The sequence below is a fragment of the Kosakonia pseudosacchari genome, assembly GCF_900184035.1.
GTDB classification, from domain to species: domain Bacteria; phylum Pseudomonadota; class Gammaproteobacteria; order Enterobacterales; family Enterobacteriaceae; genus Kosakonia; species Kosakonia pseudosacchari.
This window is the reverse complement of record NZ_FXWP01000027.1, coordinates 17,607-37,308: the sequence shown is the minus strand read 5'-3', so window position 1 is coordinate 37,308 and position 19,702 is coordinate 17,607. Positions and strand designations below refer to the sequence as shown.

At 56.4% G+C, this 19,702-nt stretch carries 26 protein-coding genes; 17 read left to right on the top strand and 9 right to left on the bottom strand.

The window, feature by feature from the left end; genetic code table 11:
* Window positions 1–349 precede the first annotated feature (349 nt).
* Together BN2591_RS22710 and BN2591_RS22705 are read right to left on the bottom strand one after the other, a co-directional pair.
* Window positions 350–1,402, bottom strand: a complete 1,053-nt coding sequence (locus BN2591_RS22710; protein WP_086874015.1) for a phage portal protein — start codon at window positions 1,400–1,402, stop codon at window positions 350–352.
* Between the two features lie 2 nt (window positions 1,403–1,404).
* On the bottom strand, window positions 1,405–3,126 hold the full coding sequence (locus tag BN2591_RS22705) for a terminase large subunit domain-containing protein (RefSeq protein ID WP_086874014.1): 1,722 nt from the start codon (window positions 3,124–3,126) through the stop codon (window positions 1,405–1,407).
* Window positions 3,127–3,285: 159 nt separating this feature from the next.
* Between BN2591_RS22705 and BN2591_RS22700 the strand changes: the two genes are divergently transcribed.
* The 16 genes from BN2591_RS22700 (at window position 3,286) to BN2591_RS22625 (ending at window position 13,774) form a co-directional block, all read left to right on the top strand.
* A complete protein-coding gene (locus BN2591_RS22700) occupies window positions 3,286–4,119 on the top strand; it encodes a GPO family capsid scaffolding protein (protein WP_086874013.1) in 834 nt (277 codons plus the stop codon).
* Between the two features lie 23 nt (window positions 4,120–4,142).
* A complete protein-coding gene (locus BN2591_RS22695; protein ID WP_086874012.1) occupies window positions 4,143–5,192 on the top strand; it encodes a phage major capsid protein, P2 family in 1,050 nt (349 codons plus the stop codon).
* 48 nt (window positions 5,193–5,240) lie between these two features.
* Window positions 5,241–6,149, top strand: a complete 909-nt coding sequence (gene gpM / locus BN2591_RS22690; protein WP_086874011.1) for a phage terminase small subunit — start codon at window positions 5,241–5,243, stop codon at window positions 6,147–6,149.
* Between the two features lie 102 nt (window positions 6,150–6,251).
* Window positions 6,252–6,749, top strand: a complete 498-nt coding sequence (locus tag BN2591_RS22685) for a head completion/stabilization protein (protein WP_086874010.1) — start codon at window positions 6,252–6,254, stop codon at window positions 6,747–6,749.
* The gene (locus BN2591_RS22680; RefSeq protein ID WP_086874009.1) at window positions 6,749–6,949 is read left to right on the top strand and encodes a tail protein X; all 201 of its coding nucleotides are present in this window, start codon (window positions 6,749–6,751) and stop codon (window positions 6,947–6,949) included. The genes BN2591_RS22685 and BN2591_RS22680 overlap by 1 nt, the downstream gene beginning before the upstream one ends.
* A gap of 51 nt (window positions 6,950–7,000) precedes the next feature.
* Window positions 7,001–7,303 carry a hypothetical protein gene (locus tag BN2591_RS22675; protein WP_079518316.1) on the top strand — a complete coding sequence of 101 codons (303 nt, stop codon included), beginning with the start codon at window positions 7,001–7,003 and terminating at the stop codon, window positions 7,301–7,303.
* Window positions 7,303–7,788 (top strand): lysozyme, encoded by a 486-nt coding sequence (locus BN2591_RS22670; RefSeq protein ID WP_086874008.1) that lies wholly within the window; start codon window positions 7,303–7,305, stop codon window positions 7,786–7,788. Before BN2591_RS22675 ends, BN2591_RS22670 begins: the two co-directional genes overlap by 1 nt.
* Entirely contained in the window at window positions 7,785–8,348 is a 564-nt protein-coding gene (locus tag BN2591_RS22665) for a hypothetical protein (RefSeq protein WP_086874007.1), read from the top strand. Before BN2591_RS22670 ends, BN2591_RS22665 begins: the two co-directional genes overlap by 4 nt.
* Window positions 8,345–8,806 (top strand): phage tail protein, encoded by a 462-nt coding sequence (locus BN2591_RS22660; protein WP_086874006.1) that lies wholly within the window; start codon window positions 8,345–8,347, stop codon window positions 8,804–8,806. The genes BN2591_RS22665 and BN2591_RS22660 overlap by 4 nt, the downstream gene beginning before the upstream one ends.
* On the top strand, window positions 8,803–9,444 hold the full coding sequence (locus BN2591_RS22655) for a phage virion morphogenesis protein (protein WP_086874005.1): 642 nt from the start codon (window positions 8,803–8,805) through the stop codon (window positions 9,442–9,444). Before BN2591_RS22660 ends, BN2591_RS22655 begins: the two co-directional genes overlap by 4 nt.
* The gene (locus tag BN2591_RS22650; protein WP_086874004.1) at window positions 9,444–10,028 is read left to right on the top strand and encodes a phage baseplate assembly protein V; all 585 of its coding nucleotides are present in this window, start codon (window positions 9,444–9,446) and stop codon (window positions 10,026–10,028) included. Before BN2591_RS22655 ends, BN2591_RS22650 begins: the two co-directional genes overlap by 1 nt.
* Entirely contained in the window at window positions 10,025–10,393 is a 369-nt protein-coding gene (locus tag BN2591_RS22645) for a GPW/gp25 family protein (RefSeq protein WP_086874003.1), read from the top strand. Before BN2591_RS22650 ends, BN2591_RS22645 begins: the two co-directional genes overlap by 4 nt.
* Window positions 10,380–11,276, top strand: coding sequence for a baseplate assembly protein (locus BN2591_RS22640; protein ID WP_086874002.1), 897 nt, complete (start codon window positions 10,380–10,382; stop codon window positions 11,274–11,276). Before BN2591_RS22645 ends, BN2591_RS22640 begins: the two co-directional genes overlap by 14 nt.
* Entirely contained in the window at window positions 11,269–11,877 is a 609-nt protein-coding gene (locus BN2591_RS22635; protein WP_086874001.1) for a phage tail protein I, read from the top strand. Before BN2591_RS22640 ends, BN2591_RS22635 begins: the two co-directional genes overlap by 8 nt.
* Window positions 11,874–13,181 (top strand): phage tail protein, encoded by a 1,308-nt coding sequence (locus BN2591_RS22630; RefSeq protein WP_086874000.1) that lies wholly within the window; start codon window positions 11,874–11,876, stop codon window positions 13,179–13,181. Before BN2591_RS22635 ends, BN2591_RS22630 begins: the two co-directional genes overlap by 4 nt.
* The gene (locus tag BN2591_RS22625) at window positions 13,181–13,774 is read left to right on the top strand and encodes a tail fiber assembly protein (protein WP_086873999.1); all 594 of its coding nucleotides are present in this window, start codon (window positions 13,181–13,183) and stop codon (window positions 13,772–13,774) included. The genes BN2591_RS22630 and BN2591_RS22625 overlap by 1 nt, the downstream gene beginning before the upstream one ends.
* On the opposite strand, the gene BN2591_RS22620 is transcribed toward BN2591_RS22625, so the two are convergent.
* The gene (locus BN2591_RS22620) at window positions 13,749–13,892 is read right to left on the bottom strand and encodes a tail fiber assembly protein (protein ID WP_244173056.1); all 144 of its coding nucleotides are present in this window, start codon (window positions 13,890–13,892) and stop codon (window positions 13,749–13,751) included. The genes BN2591_RS22625 and BN2591_RS22620 overlap by 26 nt on opposite strands.
* On the opposite strand from BN2591_RS22620, the gene BN2591_RS24840 reads away from it, so the two are divergent.
* The gene (locus BN2591_RS24840; RefSeq protein WP_425268963.1) at window positions 13,852–13,950 is read left to right on the top strand and encodes a hypothetical protein; all 99 of its coding nucleotides are present in this window, start codon (window positions 13,852–13,854) and stop codon (window positions 13,948–13,950) included. The genes BN2591_RS22620 and BN2591_RS24840 overlap by 41 nt on opposite strands.
* On the opposite strand, the gene BN2591_RS22615 is transcribed toward BN2591_RS24840, so the two are convergent.
* Genes BN2591_RS22615 through BN2591_RS22590 form a run of 6 tightly spaced genes read right to left on the bottom strand, consistent with a single transcriptional unit; the run spans window position 13,947 to window position 19,611 of the window.
* Window positions 13,947–14,435, bottom strand: coding sequence for a phage tail protein (locus BN2591_RS22615; protein ID WP_086873998.1), 489 nt, complete (start codon window positions 14,433–14,435; stop codon window positions 13,947–13,949). The genes BN2591_RS24840 and BN2591_RS22615 overlap by 4 nt on opposite strands.
* Window positions 14,436–14,446: 11 nt before the next feature.
* A complete protein-coding gene (locus tag BN2591_RS22610) occupies window positions 14,447–17,401 on the bottom strand; it encodes a phage tail tape measure protein (RefSeq protein WP_425268962.1) in 2,955 nt (984 codons plus the stop codon).
* On the bottom strand, window positions 17,391–17,516 hold the full coding sequence (locus tag BN2591_RS24835) for a GpE family phage tail protein (RefSeq protein ID WP_256371265.1): 126 nt from the start codon (window positions 17,514–17,516) through the stop codon (window positions 17,391–17,393). Before BN2591_RS24835 ends, BN2591_RS22610 begins: the two co-directional genes overlap by 11 nt.
* A gap of 41 nt (window positions 17,517–17,557) precedes the next feature.
* Entirely contained in the window at window positions 17,558–17,857 is a 300-nt protein-coding gene (locus tag BN2591_RS22600; protein ID WP_086873996.1) for a phage tail assembly protein, read from the bottom strand.
* 56 nt (window positions 17,858–17,913) lie between these two features.
* Window positions 17,914–18,429: a phage major tail tube protein gene (locus BN2591_RS22595; protein WP_071920348.1), complete on the bottom strand. Its 516-nt coding sequence runs from the start codon at window positions 18,427–18,429 to the stop codon at window positions 17,914–17,916.
* Window positions 18,430–19,611: a phage tail sheath subtilisin-like domain-containing protein gene (locus tag BN2591_RS22590; protein ID WP_086873995.1), complete on the bottom strand. Its 1,182-nt coding sequence runs from the start codon at window positions 19,609–19,611 to the stop codon at window positions 18,430–18,432.
* Between the last annotated feature and the right edge of the window lie 91 nt (window positions 19,612–19,702).

Genomic DNA, 19,702 nt, shown 5'->3' with positions numbered 1-19,702 from the left:
AATCCCTTTCCGCGCCAGTTCTGTTGCGGTTCCGTCTGTATTTCAAAAGTGCACAAAAAGAGACACATTCAGCGCGCAGGCGAGGCGGGGGAGCAAGCGCGCGCTTTGGGGGCAAGGCAAGGGTCGGATTGTCTCTGACCTGATGCCTGAGCAGCGTTGCATTGCCGCGCTATTGCTCCGGCCTTGCGCGGGGATAGGTGAGAAAATGTCGTCTCAGAGCGGCTTACAGCGCGTCTTGTGAGGGGTACGGAAAACGATGCCCGACAGGCGGCGAAAGGTGAAAAAATTAGAAGGATTTTCGGAAGTGCAGAAGCGACACCACCACTCCTGATGGTGTCTGCCGGAATGTTCAGGCGCTTTCGGAAAGGAGTGCATAGGGGTTGAAGCGGATCACCTCCTCACCCAGCCAGTCGTTGACGTGTTTCATGGCTTCCATCACAGGTGTCAGCTCATTGATGGCAAACACCCTGGCGGCTTTTTCCACATCGCCAAACGAGCCATTACCCTCCGGGATGGCGCCCATCAGTTGTGGTGGTACGCGATGCGCGGCCAGAATGTCATCGCGTGTTGCCGACTTCACGCCGATAAACTCATCCTTTGCCGATATCTGGCTGAACGGCAGGATCTGAACCGAGTCTTTACCGCCGCCAGGCGCATGCAGCAGGATGTTTTTGAATGCCCCACCCCGCCGCGTATCCGTCAGCGTTTTCTTGAGTTTGTCGAGACTTTCCTGATCGGCAATGGCGCTGTTCACGTAAACAATGCAACCTGCATGGCTGCCGTTGTCATAGTATAGCTTGCGGAACTTGTCAGCCGAGTGCGACAAGTTAGCCGACAGCAGCCCTGCAAAATACTCAGGCATACCGTAGATATCCTGGTGAATATCCGGGTTAATGACGTGGCACACTGAACCAGTCCTGAACGGGTGATCATCCAGGCCCGCCTGAATAAACCAGTAGGTATCGAGATCGGAACCCCTCCGGGTGTACTTGGCGAGTGAATGGCGCAGCCCCAACGGGCCGCCGAGCAGATTTGATCGCAGCTCAAGATAGGCATTACCGAACACAAACCAGTCAAGCGCAAAGGCAGAAAACACCTGACGAGACAGCAACCGGTGCGGGATAAAACACCCGGCCAGCACGTTGCGTTTGAACATCAGTGCAGACTGGTGCCAGCTCGCATAACCAAACTGCCGCGCCAGCCCGTACCAGCTGATTGGCGTTTCGTAATAGCGGCCATTATTGGCGCAATACATACTGTCCAGCAGGTCATAAGATGACGTGACCGGCCATGGCCCGTCAAAGGTGAAAGAATTCAGTCCCGGCTGGTTTTTTAATGCAGAAACCAGGTCTGCCTGCTCCCCGGAATGCCGCCGCGCGCCGGGATATTTTTTTCTGCTCAAAGTCAGTACTCCATAACGGTCATGGTATTGCCGCCGTCAGCGCCCAGCGGTTCGTTGATAGTGGCAAGCATGGTCGCCCAGGCTAAGTCACCGTGACTGACGCCACGGGCGCGGTCAGTGTCATACGTGATCACGCCGCCCGGCGTGACCACTTTTCGCACCGCACTGAATGCGGTTATCAGGTCATACTCTCCCCGGTCATACTCCCAGCGACCGGCGCGGATCATTTGCAGCATTTTCAGTACCAGCATGCGCTTGCTGGCGGGCGAAAACTGGTAGCACACTGTCGCCGGAAACTTCTTCTTCACGAGCTGATAAACCGCCTCGCCGATGCCGCTGCCATCGATACCGATGTGCTGGACGTTGTAGCGCGTCAGCATGTTGATGATCAGTTGCGCCTGCGCTTCGAATTCCATGCCGCGAATGCGCTGGGTTTCGATGGTACGAAACTTGGCGCCTGGAACCAGCGGCGCCGCGTTAACCGATATTGCCCCGCTGTCACCTTTGCCGCTGGCGCCGTTGGGGTCATAGCCAATCCACACCGCGCGATCTGCCATCGGGCGCATGGCGTACGGTTTCCAGTCGGGCCAGTCGTCAAACCCGTCAACACCACAACTCAGCAACTGGTTGTAATCGAAAGCGGTTTCGCCATTTTTGATGAACACGCAGCCATACAGGTTGTCGTATTCCTCCGGGCTGTTCTCCTGCTGAATCTCCTCAATGTCAGTGAGATCCCACCCGTGATCGATGGCGTCCTGAAGGGTGACAATCTGGCGCCAGATGTTGTCCGGACACATCAGGCCGCTGTTGAGTGTTTTCCAGCTGGTGTCAAACTCAATCCGTTTGCCATGGCTGCGGCCTTTGTTAAACGCTTCACCACTCCAGAACGGGTAGGCTTCGTGGCTTTCCGCTGACGGTGTGGAAAAATAGGTGCGTGTCAGCCCTTTCAGGGTTGCCATTGCCCCGGCCACTTTCTTCAGGTTGGCAAACTGCCCCACCCAGAAAAACTCATCAAAATAGAGGTTGCCGGTGTATGACTGCGCTGTTGCGGCTGAGGTGCCAAGAAAATGCAGCTCTGCGCCATTCGCCAGCTGGATCATGTCGCCGCCCTTCAGTTCAACATCCACTTCCTCAGCGGCAGAACGAATAAAACTGCGGAACTGATAGGCCTGACGGCGACTGGCGGAAAGGAAGATCTGGTTGCGCTGATGCTTGTATTTCACATCGTCAGACAGCGCGCGCAACAACGCCTCGCGCGCAAAATACCAGGTGGCACCCACCTGGCGGGATTTCAGTATGGCGCGGTTGCGGTGGTGGTGATTGTCGAACCAGCCGCGCTGGTGCCAGTGCAGCGAGCCAAGAATGTTTTCCCGCAGTGCTGCAATCTGCGATTCCGAGAAGGTATTTTGCTTCTTGCGCAGCTTCTTTTTCGGCTGCGTGGCCGGGGTGCCGTTATCCAGCTTTTTAAGCTGTCGGGTCAGCAGGTCGATTTCCTTGAAGTCGCCACCGGTCTTTTTATCCTTGCCGGTCAGCTGAATCAGACGCGCATCAATGGATGTGGTGACACGCTGGATGGGCGGCGTATCGTCCCACTCGTCGCGCTTTTTCCAGGCATAGACTGTGTTCTGATTGATCCCCATCAGGCGTGAAATTTCTGCTGGCGGGTAACCCTGCCAGTAGAGTTGTCTTGCCCGCTGCCTGATAAACGCTTCTCCGACCGACATTCGCTTCTCCTCGCTGTATGCCGGGGAGATTAACCCGCGCGCGCGGATGCTTTCCCGCACCTCTGGTTGTTGTGTTTCCCCTACAACAACAACGCGTTGAGGCAGTAATGCCGCCCCTGCCATCATTTCGCTGAACTCACCCACAACGAGCAAACGAACATGGCTGGCACAACGAAAACCCGCAAAAAATTCCGTGTTGCTGTCTCCGGAGCCACCGTCGATGGCCGCGAAATTAAGCCGGAGCACCTCCACGACGCAGCAGCGAATTACAACCCGGAAGTGTACGGGGCGCGCGTCAACATTGAGCACTACCTCTCGCCTTATCCGGGCAGTGATTTCGGGGCGATGGGCGATGTGACCGCATTAAGCGCCGAAGATATTACCACCGGGCCGCTGGCCGGGCGCACCGCGCTCTATGCGGAGATTGAAGCTTCCGACCGTATGAAGCAAATGACCGACAAAGGGCAAAAGGTTTACTCCAGCATTGAACTGCACCCGCAGTTTGCGCTCAACGGCAAGGCCTATGTGATGGGCCTCGCGATGACAGACACGCCCGCTAGCCTTGGCACTGAACGCCTGAAATTTGCTGCTCAGCAACGTGCGCAGGTGATGGCATTCAACAATCAGCAGGCGGAACCGCCGATGTTCACCGAAGCCATTGAAGCGGAAGTGATCGAGCTTTCCGGTCAGCGCAGCGATGAGAGCAAACAGTGGTTTTCCCGCGTCATGGGCATCCTTGGCAAAGGCCAGAAGACCGACGATGAGCGATTCAGCCAGGTGCATCAGGCTGTTGAGGCCGTGGCGCAGTCACAGGTTGAACTCAGCGATCAGTTCAGCAGCGTTGAGCAGGGCCGCGCACAGGACAAAGCTGCCATTCAGCAGCTGACAACCGATCTGGCTGCACTGCGCCAGAAACTTGAAACTACGGACGGCAATTTCAGCCGCCGCCCGCCTGCCAGCGGTGGTGATAACGCGCAGCTGGCTGACTACTGATATCAGCAACGAGAGAGAAAGAGATGAGAAATAATACCCGTCAACTGTTCGATCAGTATGTGGCACGGCAGGCGCAGCTTAACGGCGTGACAGCCGCCGCTGTCGCGGCACAGTTCAGCGTTGATCCGACTGCGCAACAGCGCCTTGAGGCCGCCGCGCAGGAAAGTGACGCCTTTCTGAAACAAATTAACGTCTTCGGCGTTGATGAGCAGATCGGCCAGAAAATCCTGATTGGCAGTAAAGGGCCGCTGGCAGGGGTGAACAACAGCACCACCACGCGCCGCAATCCGGCATCCAATGACAACATGGATCCTTACGGCTACCTCTGCCGCAAGACCAACTACGACTACGGTATCTCGTACGCACAGCTTGATGCCTGGGCGCATCAGCCAAATTTTCAGCCGCTGATCAGCAGCGCAATGGCCCGTCAGATGTCGCTTGACCGCATCATGATCGGTTTCAACGGGGCAAGCTATTCCGATCCTTCTGATCGCGCAGCGAATCCGCTGTTGCAGGATTGTGGCATCGGCTGGTTGCAGAAAATCCGCAACGAAGCCCCGCATCGCCGTATCACGGGCGTGACAGTCACTTCCCGCGACCAGGACAACAAAATTGTCGCCGCCGGGACATACGGCAACCTGACGGCAGCGGTATACGACGCCAAAAACAGCCTTATGGATGAGTGGCACAAGCGCAACCCTGACAACGTGGTGATCCTGGCGGGCGACCTGCTGACGACCAGTAATTTTCCGACCATCAACGCCATGAGCCAGACCAACCCCAATACGGAAATGCTGGCGGGACAGCTCATTGTGTCGCAGGAGCGTGTGGGGAATATGCCGACCTTCATCGCGCCCTACTTCCCCGGCAACGGCATCCTCATCACGCCGTTCAAAAACCTGTCGCTCTACTTCCAGCGCGGCTCCCTGCGCCGGACTATCAAGGAAGAGCCAGAGTACAACCGCGTCGCAACTTACCAGTCATCCAATGACGATTTCATTGTTGAAGATTATGGCGCAGTGGCGTTTATCGACGGGATCACCTTCGCCGAAGCGGCTGAGGGCGGCGCGTAACACCGGGCGGGCTGCGCTTTGCGGCCCGCTTCACTCGGGGACAGAACCATGCTGACACCGGCACAAAAACATTTTCAGAAGGTCATGGCTGAACGCCATGGCAAAACAGACGAGCAGACCGACACGGCGCGCACCGCGCATGAGCAAATCCTGCACCGGCTGCGCATGGATCAGAGTGCATTGCGCAAAGTGCAGTCCGACCAGGCAAAAGCCGCCATGAAGCGCCAGTTACTCCCCAATTATGAGGGCTGGATCGAGGGAACACTGACAGGCGGCAGCGGACGGCAGGATGAAGTGATCACCACGCTAATGGTATGGGCGGTGGATGCGGGCGATTACACGCTGGCCGTGCGTATCGGGCGCTATGTCGTCTCCCACAACCTGCTGATGCCAGACCGGTTTAACCGCACGCCCGCCACCGTACTGGTTGACGAAATTTGCGATCCCATTCTGGTGCAGGTCAAGGCCGATGACAGCACCGACATAACGCCCTATCTGGCGGTGCTCGATGACGTCGAAGCGATCACCACAAACAGCGATATGCCAGATGTGGTTCGCGCCAAGCTCTGCAAAGCGAGGGCATTTGCACTGCGAAGCGGCACAGCCGAAGAGCAGGAAACCGCCCTTTCCCTGCTGCGTAAGGCGCTGACGCTTGATGCCGGGGCCGGGGTGAAAAAAGAGATCGAACGCCTGGCGCGTGTGGTTAAAAAAGCCAGCGCAACAACCGATTCCGTTGACGGCGCAACAGATGACACGGGTAGTGCTGCGGCTGACACCGGTTCAGGTGGCTCGGCGCCAGCTTCCGCAACAGCAGACGGGAGCACATCACAACCTGCCACTGTCGTCGAAAAAACTGTAACCCGAACCCGGCGCAACGCAGGTGCAAAAGCACGCACCGGCGCGAAGTCAGGCGGGCAACCCCGAAAACGAAAAGCGACGACAGAGAAGACGAAATAACCGACTTGCGCCCCGTGCGCTGGCGGCGCGGGCGGAAATCTGTAGCGCCTGGCGTTTACTTTTTTCCGTCCGCTCACCGCCACCTTTTCAGGAGACTACACGATGAGCTTTGTAGCGGGTCGCGCCGTCACACCTTCTGCGGAAGATGTGCCGGACGTAAATGATGCTGGCGAAAAAGTCACTGCCGGTTCGTTCTGGCCGGAAATCGCCCTGAGCGATGTACGCCTTGAAATGCGTATCAATGGTGCCGTGACCACCACCCGTCTCAAACATGTGGTGACGGAAGCGGTGATCCACGTATCAGAGCAGCTGGCGTCATGGCAGGCAGAACAGATGGCTGCAGGTTATGCCTCGCTGGGTGCCGTCCCGGCTATGCAGGTTGACGGGCAGAGCGTGAAGATCCACCGCTACCGCCGCGCGGTATTCAGCTGCGCCCGCGCCCTTCTGCTTGAGTCTTTTCGTGACGTTGATACCACCGGTGATGCCGGTGAAAAACGCGCCGTTGCCCTCTCCACCCAGGCGCAGGATCTCTGGCGCGATGTGCGCTGGGCCATTGCGGATATTCGTGGTGCCACTCGCAACTTCACGGAGGCTTTCTGATGAAGGTTAAGGCTTTGCAGGGGGATACCGTGGATTTGCTGTGTCAGCGGCATTACGGCCTGACACGCGGCGTGACTGAGGCCGTGGTGTCGGCCAATAAGGGCATTTCCGGCCAGCTTTTTCTGACCGCCGGTCAGGAGGTGGAATTACCCGAAGTCAGCGAACCGGCAGCCACGGAGACCATACAGCTATGGAGTTAATCAACAGGGTATGGGACGGGTCGGCTTACGCACGTAGCGAGGCAGGAGCGCATGAAAATGAATGATTCCGGGAATATCTTCACGCAGATCTTTGCGTGGCTTGCCGCGCTGGCGGCAGCGATAGGATTCACCACACAGGATCTGGTGTACATGTTCTTTGGTGCAGCAGGGCTGATTATTTCCCTGGCCTCTTATGTCAGCGGGAGGCTGGATGCGCGTCGCCGCCGTAAGGAAGATGAAAAGCGTACGCAGATGCTGAGTGGCTACCTCAACGAGGTGAAAGATAAGCCCTCACATGAGCGCCCGGCGGCAGTGCAGGTGGCGGTCAGGGCACTGGAAAAGGTAGGTGAATAATGGCGATATCACCCGCACTGCGAAATAAGCTGGCAGGGATGATCGGCGCTGGCGCGCTGGCTATTGCCGGGACGATGATCCCTGAACTGGAGGGCGTCCGGTACGCTCCTTACCACGATGTTGCTGGCGTGCTTACTGTCTGTTACGGGCATACAGGCAGGGACATTATTCCGGGTAAAAAATATACCGAAACCGAATGCCGTGCACTTCTGCAAAATGACCTTGAGCCTTTCGCGCAGTCTGTGGATCGCTCCGTTAAGGTGCCCGCCAGCGAGTACCAGAAAGCAGCGCTAATTACGTTCAGTTACAACGTCGGTGTTACAGCGTTTGAGCGCTCCGCGTTGTTGCGTCAGCTTAATGCCGGTAATTACAGGGCTGCCTGTGACGGGCTGCGTCAGTGGATTTACGCTGGCGGCAAAAAGTGGAAAGGGCTGATGAATCGTCGCGAAGTTGAGCGCGAGGTGTGTCTGTGGGGCCAGAAATGAACCGCATTACGATCATTGCAGGCGCAACAGCGCTGGTAATTATCGCCACGCTCGCAGTGTGGCTGGTTTCCACCAGAGCAGACCTGAGCGCAGCGGAAAGCGATAAGCGTGTGCTGGCGTCTGATAACGCACTACAGCGCGAGACGATTGCGACTCAGGTTTTCAATATCAATCGCTTCAATCAGACCGCAGCGAATGCCGCACATGCCAGTGCGCTCACCAGTGCCAGCTCGGATGAAGCCGTAATCGAATACCGGGAGATCCTCCGCCATGAAAAAACCTGTGATTTTGCTGTGCCTGTCAGTGTTGCTCGCGGGCTGCTCGGGTACGCAAACCGTTTACGTTCCAGCGCCCTCGGTGCCGATCCCGCCGGGTCTGACACAGCCGGTGATCGCACCGCTGCCACCGGCACGCTGACCTATTGCCAGGCCGTGTTGTGGATCCAGCCACTGCTGGCGGCTGTCGAAACGGCAAATAATCAGCTTGCGGGCATTCGCGAGATAGAACAGCAGCGGGCGCAGCAGAGTACGCAAACCGGGCTTACAGGAGCAAGACCATGAAAAAAACAGAACTGCTGCGCGGGGCGCTGATTGCCGGTAATGAGTGGTGCAGAGCCAGGCCAGAGCAAATCACGGTCTGGACGGAGAAAGGCGCTATTGAAATTCAGGCAACCGGTGAAAGCTCGTTTATGTACCGCTACGAAATCAAAGTGCTGGCGATGGAGTATCCCGGCCATGTCGATGATCTCATGCTCCCCCTGCTGGCCTGGGTCTGGAAGTACCAACCCGATTTGCTGCTGAACCCTGACAGCAACAGAAAAATTGAATTTGAGGCCGACATACTGAGCGATGACGCAGCCGATATCCTGTTTACGCTCCCGGTATGGGAGCGCGTCATGGTCAGTAATGAGAGTGGTGTTGCCGTGGCGACACATCTGCCGGAAGACCGCCCGCGATTTTGCCATGGTGATTGGGATGCCGTTTTCCTTGATCCGGATGCCGCTGAGGTTATGCCATGAGTGATGATACCGCGCTGTTTCAGCAGCTTGATGATGTGTTTACCACCATCCTGGCCGGGATGGCTCCGGCGGGCCGGTTGCGTACAGCCAGAAGTATTGCCACCACCCTTCGCCGCAGTCAGAGCCAGCGCATCGGGCGGCAGGAAGCCCCGGACGGTAGCAAATTTGAGAAGCGCCGCCGACGCGTTCTGCGCTCACAGGCTGGCATCAGTTTTATCTGGAACGGGGAAACCCGGCGCCTGAAAAACTGGCAGGCCAGCCGGGGAAGTCGTGGCCGTATGCTGACGGGGTTTGATGAAGATCGCGGCGCGGTGCGTACTTTCTATCGGGCAGACATTGAGCGCTATCTCGATGTCAGTTTTACGGAGGTTCGCCGTGATACCACGAAGCCCGATCCGATGTTTCGCCGTCTGCGAACGGCACGGTTTCTGAAAGCGCGCGCTGACACTGACGGCGCGAGTGTTGGTTTTTCCGGGGTGGCCGCAAGGATTGCCCGTGTGCATCAGTACGGCCTGCGCGACAAAGTGAACAAAAGCGGCGCGGTGGCAACCTATCCACGCCGCCAGTTGCTGGGGCTGAGCAAAGCTGACCGCATGGCGATCGCCCGTCAGGTCATTGATTCGCTGGGGGTGCAATAGTGGACACCGCCGAGTTGATCCGTCTGCTGGAAAACGTTGTCCGCACCGGCACGGTAACTGAGATCGATGAGAGCCGGTGGCGCGTACGCGTGGAAAGCGGAGGACTTACCACCACCTGGCTTCGCTGGAATGCACAGCGCGCGGGCGCATTCAGTGTATGGCTTCCCCCTGCTGTGGGTGAACAGGTCTGGCTGTTGTGTATGGGCGGAAACCCCGAAACCGCCATTATTGGCGGGAGCCTGTACAGTAACGACAACCCGGCTCCGGGTGCATCGGCAACCGAGATGGTCATGACCGCACCGGACGGCGCACGGTTTCATTACGACGCCAGCGCCGGGGCGCTGACCGTCTCCGGAATCAAAACCGCCAGACTGGAGGCGGCTGTCAGCGTCACTCTGGATACGCCGGTTGTTGAATGTACCAGCCTGCTGAAAACCCGGACGTTCACCGTCTCGGAGGGAGGCAATCTGGAGGGGAATTTCACTCACGGCAACGGAACGTTTACGTCAAACGGCGTGCAGGTGGACAACCATCAGCACGGCAGTGTGCAGCGGGGCGGGAGCTGGACGGAGGGCACGCAATGACAGCGCGCTATACGGGTATGAACCCGGACGGGACGGGAACGCTTACGGATGCCGATCATGTCTGGCAGTCGGTAAGCGATATCCTCCGCACCCCGATTGGCTCCAGGCTGATGCGCCGTAACTATGGCTCGCTGGTTCAGGATCTTATCGATAACCCACAGAACAACGTTACCCGCATGCAGCTGATGAGCGCGATCGTCATCGCGCTGGCAACGTGGGAGCCACGCATAGCGCTGAGCACCGTGGACGTGGCTTTCTCTGCGAGCGGCGCGGTAACAGCGAATATGTCAGGCATGCTGACGGAAACCATGGAACAGCAGGCCACCACCATCACACTCAGGGGCGACAGTCATGGCAACGGTTGATTTATCGCAGCTGCCGCAGCCGCAAATTATCGAAACGCTGGATTTTGAAGGGATTTTACTGGATGTAAAAGCCGTCATTATCGCCGCGTTCCCGGCAGACCAGCAGTCGGCAATAACCGCTGCGCTGGGATTCGAATCTGAACCACTGAATGTCATTGCGCAGGTCGTGGCATACCGGGAGATGATGCTACGCCAGCAGATAAACGAGGGTGCTGCCGCCTGCATGCTGAGTCACGCCGCCTCCACCGATCTGGATAATCTGGCCGCCAACCTCAACACCGCCAGGCTTGAAATCACACCCGAGACAGACACGAGCGATGCCGTAATGGAGAGCGATACGGCCCTGCGCCTGCGCGCGCAAACCGCGTTTGAAGGTCTGAGCGTGGCCGGGCCAACCGGCGCTTACGAGTACTACGCCAGAAGCGCCAGCGGCAAAGTGGCTGATGCAAAAGCGGTCAGCCCCTCTCCTGCCGTGGTTGTGGTGTCGGTGTTATCAACTGAAGGTGATGGCACGGCTTCACCGGAGTTGCTGGCTGTCGTGAATGCGGCACTGTCCGCAAAAGACCGTCGCCCGGTGGGTGATCGCCTTACGGTACAAAGTGCGGAGATCGTCACCTATGAGATTGACGCCACGCTTTATCTCTATCCGGGGCCGGAATCCGAACCCATTCTGACAGCCGCGCAGGACTCACTGACAGCATGGCTGGCAGCCCAGGGGAAAATCGGGCGGGATGTTGCGCGTAGTGCAGTGATGGCCGCGTTACATGTCCAGGGTGTGCAGCGTGTTGAACTGACAACCCCTGCCGCAGATATCGTGATCGATGACACGCAATCAGCGGTGTGCGTAAGCACCACTATCAGCCAGGGAGGCACCAATGAGTAACAGCTTGCTGCCACCCACCGCCAGTCAGTTTTTGCGCCGCACCGAAACCGCCACGGCGAGGATTAACGCTATCCCCGTCGAACTTCACAAGCTCTGGGATCCGGATGAGTGCCCCGTGATATTCCTTCCCTACCTCGCCTGGGCGTTGTCAGTTGATCGCTGGGACAAAAACTGGTCGGAACAGACAAAGCGTGCCGTCATCAGGGCCGCTTTTATGGTTCACCGTCAGAAGGGAACCATCCATGCATTGCGCCGCGTTGTGGAGCCGTTCGGCTTTCTGATTCGGGTAACTGAATGGTGGCAGACCGGCGAAGAGCCGGGCACTTTCCGGCTGGATATCGGCGTGCAGGAACAGGGCATCACTGAGGAAACGTATCAGGAGCTTGAGCGGCTGATTCAGGATGCGAAGCCTCTGAGCAGGCATCTGATCGGGCTGTCGATCCAGCTTCAGAGCGCCGGTGAATTATACGTTGGCGCCGCCACGTTTGATGGCGCAGCGGTGACGGTTTACCCCTACCTGCCGGAAGAGATCGCCGTTGGCGGTGATTACTACCCGGCTTCGGCCATACATTTGATAGAGAACACGAGAGTTAACGCATGACAGCGAAATATTTTGCCATTCTGACCAATCAGGGCGCCGCGCGGCTGGCGAATGCGGCGGCGCTCGGTACGACACTCAATATCACGCAGATGGCAGTTGGCGATGCCAATGGGGTATTGCCAACTCCTGACCCGGCGCAGACTGCGCTGATTAACCAGAAACGCATCGCGGCACTGAATATGCTGTCGATTGACCCCAACAACAGCAGCCAGATTATCGCTGAGCAGGTGATACCGGAAAACGAGGGCGGATACTGGATCCGTGAAATCGGCCTGTATGACGACAGCGGCGTGCTGGTTGCCGTGGCTAACTGCCCGGAAACCTATAAGCCGCTGTTGCAGGAGGGTAGCGGACGCACGCAAACCATTCGCATGGTGCTGATCGTGTCATCCACGTCCGCAGTCACGCTGAAGATTGATCCTGCCGTGGTGCTGGCAACACGGCAATACGTCGATAACAAGGTGATCGAGGTGAAAGCTTATGCGGATAACCTGCTGAGCCAGCATATTGCAGCCAGCAACCCGCACACGCAGTATGCGCCGATTGCCAGCCCGACCTTTACCGGAACCCCCAAAGCGCCCACGGCAGCACAGACAGCAAACGATACACAACTGGCGACCACGGCATTTGTTAAAGCGGCCATCGCCGCACTGGTTAATGGAGCACCAGCGACACTCGATACGCTTGCCGAACTGGCAACAGCGTTGGGTAACAATCCGAACTTTGCTACTACCGTGACAAATGCCCTGGCGGGAAAGCAACCACTTGATAACACGCTCACGGCGTTATCCGGGAAATCTGTCGCGGCTCTTCTCGAATACCTTGGTTTGGGAGAAGGCTCAGCTCTTCCGGTTGGAACGCCAATTCCATGGCCTACATCTACAGCGCCAGCAGGCTGGATTAAATGCAATGGCGCAGCTTTTACCGCCGCACAATATCCGAAACTTGCACTTGTATATCCGGGTCTTGTTTTACCGGATATGCGCGGGCAATTTATTCGTGGCTGGGATGACGGGAAAAACATTGATACAGGACGTACATTGCTCAGCACTCAAACTGATGCTCTACAAAACATAACGGGGACAGCGAACCTTTCCGGAACATCACTTACACAAGGTATTGCATTTAATGCATCCGGGGCATTTACAACGGGAGCGTTGACAGAAAGCACCTTTAGCGCTTCAAACGTGAATGCCAATACACGATCTAACACCCTTAACTTTAATGCATCTAACGTTGTACGAACCGCAACAGAAACCCGTCCCGTTAACATCGCCTTTAACTACATTGTGAGGGCTGCATAATGACTTCAGCAGTACTGGATAAAAACAAAATAGCCACTGTTGTGGGAAACATTGTGGTTTACAACTTCTCTGCACAAACCGGGGAGTATACCGGGTCAAATGTCGAATATTTGCCCATAGGCATCGGTTTACCAGCTTATTCAACAGAAACAGAACCTGAAGTGGCAAAAGAAGGGTATGTATCGGTATTTAACGGTGTGGAATGGGAACAAAAAGAGGATCATCGCGGTGAAACAGTGTATTCAGTGCAAGACCGCACGCCTGTAACAATTGATTATATCGGCGCCATTAGAAACAGCTTTACCACTTCTGCACCGACATCACCGTTTGATAAGTGGGATGGTGATAAATGGGTAACAGATTTTGCAGCGCAGCACGCTGCTGCGGTGTCTGTTGCCGTGAGCTATCAGCAACAACTTATCGATAGTGCGATGCAATCAATCAGCGTTATCCAGTTGAAATTGCAGGCTGGCAGAATGCTGACTGGGGCGGAAACGACAAAACTGAATGCCATGCTGGATTACATCGATGCCGTGAACGCCGTAGACACGGCTACTGCGCCGGATGTTAGCTGGCCTGCTCTCGCGGTGTAGGCCACTGTGGTGCTGCCGTATCCACGCGCATCAGCAGCACCCTGTATTTTTTCCACTCAGCCAGGCAAGCTTGCAGGTTGATAGAGGCAGGTGAAACACATAAACGTGTAGCAATCATTTTCAATGTAGGTTCATCAACACCTTATAAGAAATACCCTTCACAAGACGATTATTAAAACAGGCTTTTGAGTGAATTGCTGACCTGATTTATCGCGTTATTTGCGCTGGTTTTTAACTCGGCCAGCGCATCACTGACAGATGCGCTCTGCAATTTCTCCCTGAAATCAGTATCTACACGGCTAAGGCTGAGGGTAAATTCGATTTTTTTTGGATTGCCGTACTGGTCAAACTCAGATTTGCCCCGCTCCAGGCGCGTCATTACATACATCCCGTAGATCCGTCCATCCCCCTCAATCAGCGGCCAGGGTCGACCAGCAAAACCTATCGTTTCAAGTGCGGAAAGGGACAGATTACCGCCGGTTATTTCCGGGTAAAGCACCCCCTCCAGCGTCACCGTATCGTCACCCGCACCAATGTATTGCCAACTGGCAGACTGATTAACCCTTTCGTTTTTGACGTGTCGCCACTCCTGCGAGTGGCGCAATTGCTGATAGGGTGTGGTACGCAGCATAAAAACGAACATCCCAAAGACCATCATCATAAAAACACTCCTTAATCGCGGTCGCGGAACGAACCACGGTTAGTTTTGTTGGTGGTGGCCAGCGCATCCCGGACGGCATCGCGTACCATTTTTTCAAGCTCCGGCACTGACTTACTTCCCACGTCGTTGAAATTGATCTGAAAAACAGGCGCAGCGGAAGGTGCTGCGACCGGCGCAGCTACGGCCCTTTGTGTGGCAGCCGGGACGGACAGCATCCCGCCAGCCGCCGATGCAGCAACACCCGGCACAGGCTGAGTGATCACCCGCGCCTCCTGGTATGCGCCACGTAATGCCAGCGCCTGCGGCAAATTTTTGAAAACGATATCGCCAGGGCCTATCTTCGTCGTGTTATCCGCCGTGGTTTTGGTGTTATCTGATATTTCCTTGAGACGCCGCGCTGTTCCGGATTCGGGGATGACAGGCGGAGTGGTAACCGGCGGAGGCGTTTTCGCCGGGGCATCGGGAGACCAGTTCCAGCTTTTGGGAATCATCTTTTTCTGCTGGGGATCCCACTCGTACATAACCGGCGCTTTGGGCGTCAGGCTCTCCGCTTTTCGCTTCGCTTCATCAAGCCCTGCCGGGATCAACCCAAGCTTTTGCAGAACCCACCCTACCCCCTCCATCAAAAGGGTCAGCGGCGCCAGCAGCGCCTGCAACGCGAAACCAAAAACCTTCCCAAACGTCTCACCGGCACTGGTGCACTGATCCAGGGTTTCTTTACTGGCCTGCATCGGCGACAGCAGTTTTTTAAACCAGTCCCATACCTGTTTGATGCCGTCCCATATCATTGAAAATACAGGGATGAGGGATGCAAAAGCATCACGCAGCGGCGTTAGTGCCTGCCAGACTCCACTAAAAAATCCGAGGAAATAAGCTTTAATAGGCTCCCAGAAATGCCAGATCAGCAACCCGGCAGCCACAAATGCCGCACCAATCAACCCTATCGGACTGAGCAAAAATGAAAGCACACCGCCGAGGGCCGATACCGTCGTGGTGATCAGCCCCCAGATGGCAGGCAGCCCGGTCAGGCGTAATGCCAGACCGCCGATACCTTTCACCAGTGAGCCAACCGCCGCACCTGGCGAAAGGAATGCTGAGAGCAGCCCGCCGCGCAACGCCGGTAAAAGACCGGTTACACCACCGATATTTTTAGAAAATGAACCGAGTAGCACGCCCCAGCCGCTCATTCTGCCAAGCACCGGGCCGCCAACGGTTCCCAGCGTGCGAAGCGCGGCAACGGTGCCTGTTATGCCTTTCCCTCCGGTCAGGAGGGTAAAGCCCAGCCGCAACTTTGCCAGCGGGCCAATCAGTATGCCTGTGACAATCGATACCGCACCCAGCGCAGCAGTCAGCGCCAGTGCGCCACCACCAACGAGTAACAATGTCTGTGCCAGCTCGGGATTCGCTTTGACCAGTCCGGCGACACGCGTGATTGTCTCATCCAGCCACTGAATCAGACTGCGCAGCGGGCCATTCACCGTGTCGGATATTTCGGTCTGTAACCCCTCCCATGCGCTGCTGAGGTTGGACAAATCGCCGCCAAGGTTATCCGACATTTTTTTAGCCACGCCCGCCGATTCGCCCTGTGCTTTTTTCAATTCGGCGATGAGCTTCTGAAGATCACCACTGCCGGCGGATTTAACCAGCGACTGCAATCCGACAAAAGCTTCCTCTCCGGCGATATCCTTGAAGAAACTCACCTGGTCAGTGGAGCCATATTTTTTGGTCGCCTTGTACAAATCGACGAGGATACTTTCAACGGGCCGCATCTTGCCGGTGCTGTCGGCGACAGATACACCCAGCTCTTTCAGCGCCTTTGATGCTGCGCCGGTCGGTGCTGCAAGCCGACTCAATGATGCGCGCATTGCAGTGCCCGCGTCGCTGCCACGTAGACCGCCTTTAGCCAGCATGCCCGCCATCCCGGCCGCTTCTTCCAGACTGATACCAAGGCTGGCGGCCACCGGGCCGGTGTACTTCATTGTTTCGCCGAGATCGCGCAGGTTGGTGCTCGTTCTGGTGAATGTTCCGGCCAGAACGTCACCCACGCGCCCCATATCTCCGGCCTGTAGACGGAACTGGTTGAGGATACTGGCACCAATATCCGCTGTTTCCCCAAGGGAAATATCGCCACTCAGCGCCCCGCCTGCGATGGCGGTATCCAGCACGCCGGGAAGCGCTGCCTTGATCGCCTCCGGCGTGAATCCGGCCATGGCAAGAAAGGCCTGGCCCTGTGCGGCGTCACTGCTGGAAAATGCGGTGTCTGCGCCAAGCTGTTTGGCCTGATCGCGCAACCCCTTAAAACGGGGATCTGTTTTATCCATCCGTGTCAGCGCCATCACGCGTGACATATCAGTATCAAAACCAATCGGAGTTGATAAAAAGCGCCCTGCGCCATAGCCCGCAGCGGCAGCACCGAGGGCCATGCCCATCCCTGCGCCCCGTAATTTGTCGCCGGTTTCTTTTGCCCGTGAATATTGAGCCTGAGCCTTTGTAATCGCGGCCAGTTGCTGGCGTTCCCGCTCCAGCGCCAGCGTATATTGCTCAGTTCTGCGCAGGGCGCTTTGCACCGCGCCACTTCCGGCGGTCAGGTTAACGCCGTGCTGACGGATAGCCTGTGTTGCTTCACGTAGCCGGGTGGTTTGCTGGCTGTAGGTCTGGTTAAGCCGGGAAATTTTTCCGCGCAGTGTTTCAAGCTGTGCCGCCTGGGCCTCAGTAAGCTGGCCCCCTTCCCGCTGTTTCTGGTTGAGGCCATCGAAAGCCCGTTGCGTGCGGCTGAGTTTTTGCGCGGTATCGTTGGCCTGGGCGCGCAGCTTATCAAACGCTGACGTTTGTTTGTCGAGCTGTTTAACTGCGTCCTGTGTTTTTTTAAGTGATTCGGTAAGGCCGCCAACAGCTTTGCTGGCGGCACTAGTCGGGCGGGTGAGTTTATCGATCGCACTGAACGCGACGCGGATATTAAGATCCATCGGCTTCATCCTCATGGTTGCCGCTACGGATGGCGGCTTGCTGCCGCCATGCCATCAGTTCGCGCGGTTCCATGTCATACATGACAGAGGGCGGCCAGTGGAAAATGACAGCGATATCAGCAATCAGATCCTCAACGCTGCTAAAGAGAGCTTCCCTTATTCGTTCGCCGTCGCCACCACGCCCGGAACTGATGGCGCCGCTTTCGTCAAAAAAGGCGTGATTTCTTCGGCAAGTGCCACGTAATCCTGCGTATCCATTGCGGCAATATCCGCCGTGGTCAGCGCTGGAGAGGTAACGCGGGATAACAGTGTCGAGGTGGAGTCAAAATCGAAATTGAGTACGTCAACGAGGCGCAGGCCACGAAGTGAGCCAGCCTGTTTAATCGTCTCGGTGATGGTCACAACGGTGATTTCATCGTTACCGCGTTTGATGGGTTTCGTCAGTGTTACAGCCATGGGTAAATCTCCTGGGTGGCAACCTGTGCCACCGTTAAAGGGTTAAGTGAAAGTTGTCAGCTATTCAGACCAAGCGCGGAAGAAATACGATCCGGGTAGAGATTTTCCCCGTTGCGCTTGTAGATAAAGTTCAGCAGGTCAATTTCCAGCAGCGGCTTATCATCAACTGACAGCTTGTAATAAGTGTTTTTGATGGCGTAGGTGTGGTTAGTGTCATCACCCTGCTTTGCATCACCGGGATCAATCTCCGTAATACGCCCGCGCATTTCCACTTCCATCAGGGAACTGGTTCCGCCACTGTAAATCTCGCCAGCAAAACGCAGGCGCAGTTCGTCAATGTCACCACCGTATTTCAGGAGCAACTCTTCAACCACGCCGCCAACAACCATTGAGGCATCCAGCGCGCCGGAATCGATACCCAGATCCACGGCAACCGCCCCGAGCATACCGGCGCCCTGAAAATCCTCAGTTTTGCGGGTAAGCTTCGGTAACGTCACGCTGGGGATTTTCCCGATGTAGTTCACGCCATTGACGAACAGCGTGAACAAGCGAATTTTTTTAGGGATCGCCATTTACGCACCTCCGAGGGAAGAAAATGCCGCTTCGTAATACTGATCGGTGAATGTCTGAATCATCGTCAGATCTTCCAGCGGTGGCACCGGGCTGTAGTTGTAGCGCACCACAGCTTTACCCTGCCGGATGCCGGTCGTCGGGTTATCAATAATATCGAACCAGCAGGATGCACCAATCAGTTTGCCCTCGGTGACTAATGCCTGAAGCTTGCTGTTAATCCCACTCACCACGTCTTTGACGTTTGCAGGCGTCAGTGGCGTGTCAACGGTCGTGAATTGCGCTTCAGCAATGCTGTCCGCCAGAATCTGGGCTGTGCGGGTATAGACCTCAAAAATGTATTCATCCGTTTCCGTGGTGCGGTTGCCCCAGAAACGGAATCCGTCACGTTTGATAAGCGTGGTGATCTCATTGGCATTCAGCTCGTTAGCGTCCGAATCTTCCGCCTGAAGCGCCCAGAAAACATCTTTGGCAATCCCGAGTACATTCCTGACAGCGACGTTGGATAGCGACTTGTGCCAGCCCTGTTCATTATCGATCAGTGCACGAAGCCCCAACGCGTAGGCGACAGCGGGAAACTCTTCATTCACGCCGGTCTGTGAGTTGTAGGCGATGAAGTTGGGCCAGATAAGCATGCCCTCGCGCTCAGCGAACTGTTCGCGGTAGGCTTTCGCTTCGGCGATAGTCTCGCAGCCATCGCAATAGCTGTAAGAGAATGCACGTAACTGTTTCGCGATCACGCGCAGCTGCGCCGTGACTTCCTGAGTGTCATAGTCCGGAACACCGAGAATGCGCGGGCGATAACCGGTTTTCTGTTCGGCGGTCAGGAGGGCAAACATCCCGGTATAACTGCCGTCAGCCTGCGTGCCACCGATGATGAGCTGGGATTGCGTTGGCTCGTTCTCCCCTGCCTTCGCCTCCGCAACGCGTACCACAATCACGCGGGTGCTCACCTGGTCGGAAATGGCTTTCAGGGATTTGTAGAGGGAGCCTGTTTTGCCTGCGCTCCCCAGGGCTGTGATAACACGCGTCAGCAGCACTGGCGTGTTGAGCGGAAAGGTTTCGGGGTCGGCGTCATCCGCAACAGCGACAAGCCCAATGACCGTGGAATCAATGTCATTGATCGCTGTCTGGAGGTCGGTTTCCTCCTTAACACGCGCCCCGTGGAAAAAGTTGTCGGTCATGCTGTACCGCCATCATGTTGTGAGTTCGGGGCTATATTCCACAAAATGAGCATGCCCGACACGTACTGCCGGGTGTCTGATGTTTGCGACA

What these genes read in the sequence shown, in the direction of transcription:
- BN2591_RS22705 (WP_086874014.1), bottom strand. Translation starts at nt 3,126, where the DNA reads ATGTCGGTCGGAGAAGCGTTTATCAGGCAGCGGGCAAGACAACTCTAC.
- BN2591_RS22700 (WP_086874013.1), top strand. Translation starts at nt 3,286, where the DNA reads ATGGCTGGCACAACGAAAACCCGCAAAAAATTCCGTGTTGCTGTCTCC.
- BN2591_RS22695 (WP_086874012.1), top strand. Translation starts at nt 4,143, where the DNA reads ATGAGAAATAATACCCGTCAACTGTTCGATCAGTATGTGGCACGGCAG.
- gpM (WP_086874011.1), top strand. Translation starts at nt 5,241, where the DNA reads ATGCTGACACCGGCACAAAAACATTTTCAGAAGGTCATGGCTGAACGC.
- BN2591_RS22685 (WP_086874010.1), top strand. Translation starts at nt 6,252, where the DNA reads ATGAGCTTTGTAGCGGGTCGCGCCGTCACACCTTCTGCGGAAGATGTG.
- BN2591_RS22680 (WP_086874009.1), top strand. Translation starts at nt 6,749, where the DNA reads ATGAAGGTTAAGGCTTTGCAGGGGGATACCGTGGATTTGCTGTGTCAG.
- BN2591_RS22675 (WP_079518316.1), top strand. Translation starts at nt 7,001, where the DNA reads ATGAAAATGAATGATTCCGGGAATATCTTCACGCAGATCTTTGCGTGG.
- BN2591_RS22670 (WP_086874008.1), top strand. Translation starts at nt 7,303, where the DNA reads ATGGCGATATCACCCGCACTGCGAAATAAGCTGGCAGGGATGATCGGC.
- BN2591_RS22665 (WP_086874007.1), top strand. Translation starts at nt 7,785, where the DNA reads ATGAACCGCATTACGATCATTGCAGGCGCAACAGCGCTGGTAATTATC.
- BN2591_RS22660 (WP_086874006.1), top strand. Translation starts at nt 8,345, where the DNA reads ATGAAAAAAACAGAACTGCTGCGCGGGGCGCTGATTGCCGGTAATGAG.
- BN2591_RS22655 (WP_086874005.1), top strand. Translation starts at nt 8,803, where the DNA reads ATGAGTGATGATACCGCGCTGTTTCAGCAGCTTGATGATGTGTTTACC.
- BN2591_RS22645 (WP_086874003.1), top strand. Translation starts at nt 10,025, where the DNA reads ATGACAGCGCGCTATACGGGTATGAACCCGGACGGGACGGGAACGCTT.
- BN2591_RS22640 (WP_086874002.1), top strand. Translation starts at nt 10,380, where the DNA reads ATGGCAACGGTTGATTTATCGCAGCTGCCGCAGCCGCAAATTATCGAA.
- BN2591_RS22635 (WP_086874001.1), top strand. Translation starts at nt 11,269, where the DNA reads ATGAGTAACAGCTTGCTGCCACCCACCGCCAGTCAGTTTTTGCGCCGC.
- BN2591_RS22630 (WP_086874000.1), top strand. Translation starts at nt 11,874, where the DNA reads ATGACAGCGAAATATTTTGCCATTCTGACCAATCAGGGCGCCGCGCGG.
- BN2591_RS22625 (WP_086873999.1), top strand. Translation starts at nt 13,181, where the DNA reads ATGACTTCAGCAGTACTGGATAAAAACAAAATAGCCACTGTTGTGGGA.
- BN2591_RS22620 (WP_244173056.1), bottom strand. Translation starts at nt 13,892, where the DNA reads ATGATTGCTACACGTTTATGTGTTTCACCTGCCTCTATCAACCTGCAA.
- BN2591_RS22615 (WP_086873998.1), bottom strand. Translation starts at nt 14,435, where the DNA reads ATGATGATGGTCTTTGGGATGTTCGTTTTTATGCTGCGTACCACACCC.
- BN2591_RS22610 (WP_425268962.1), bottom strand. Translation starts at nt 17,401, where the DNA reads ATGGATCTTAATATCCGCGTCGCGTTCAGTGCGATCGATAAACTCACC.
- BN2591_RS22600 (WP_086873996.1), bottom strand. Translation starts at nt 17,857, where the DNA reads ATGGCTGTAACACTGACGAAACCCATCAAACGCGGTAACGATGAAATC.
- BN2591_RS22595 (WP_071920348.1), bottom strand. Translation starts at nt 18,429, where the DNA reads ATGGCGATCCCTAAAAAAATTCGCTTGTTCACGCTGTTCGTCAATGGC.
- BN2591_RS22590 (WP_086873995.1), bottom strand. Translation starts at nt 19,611, where the DNA reads ATGACCGACAACTTTTTCCACGGGGCGCGTGTTAAGGAGGAAACCGAC.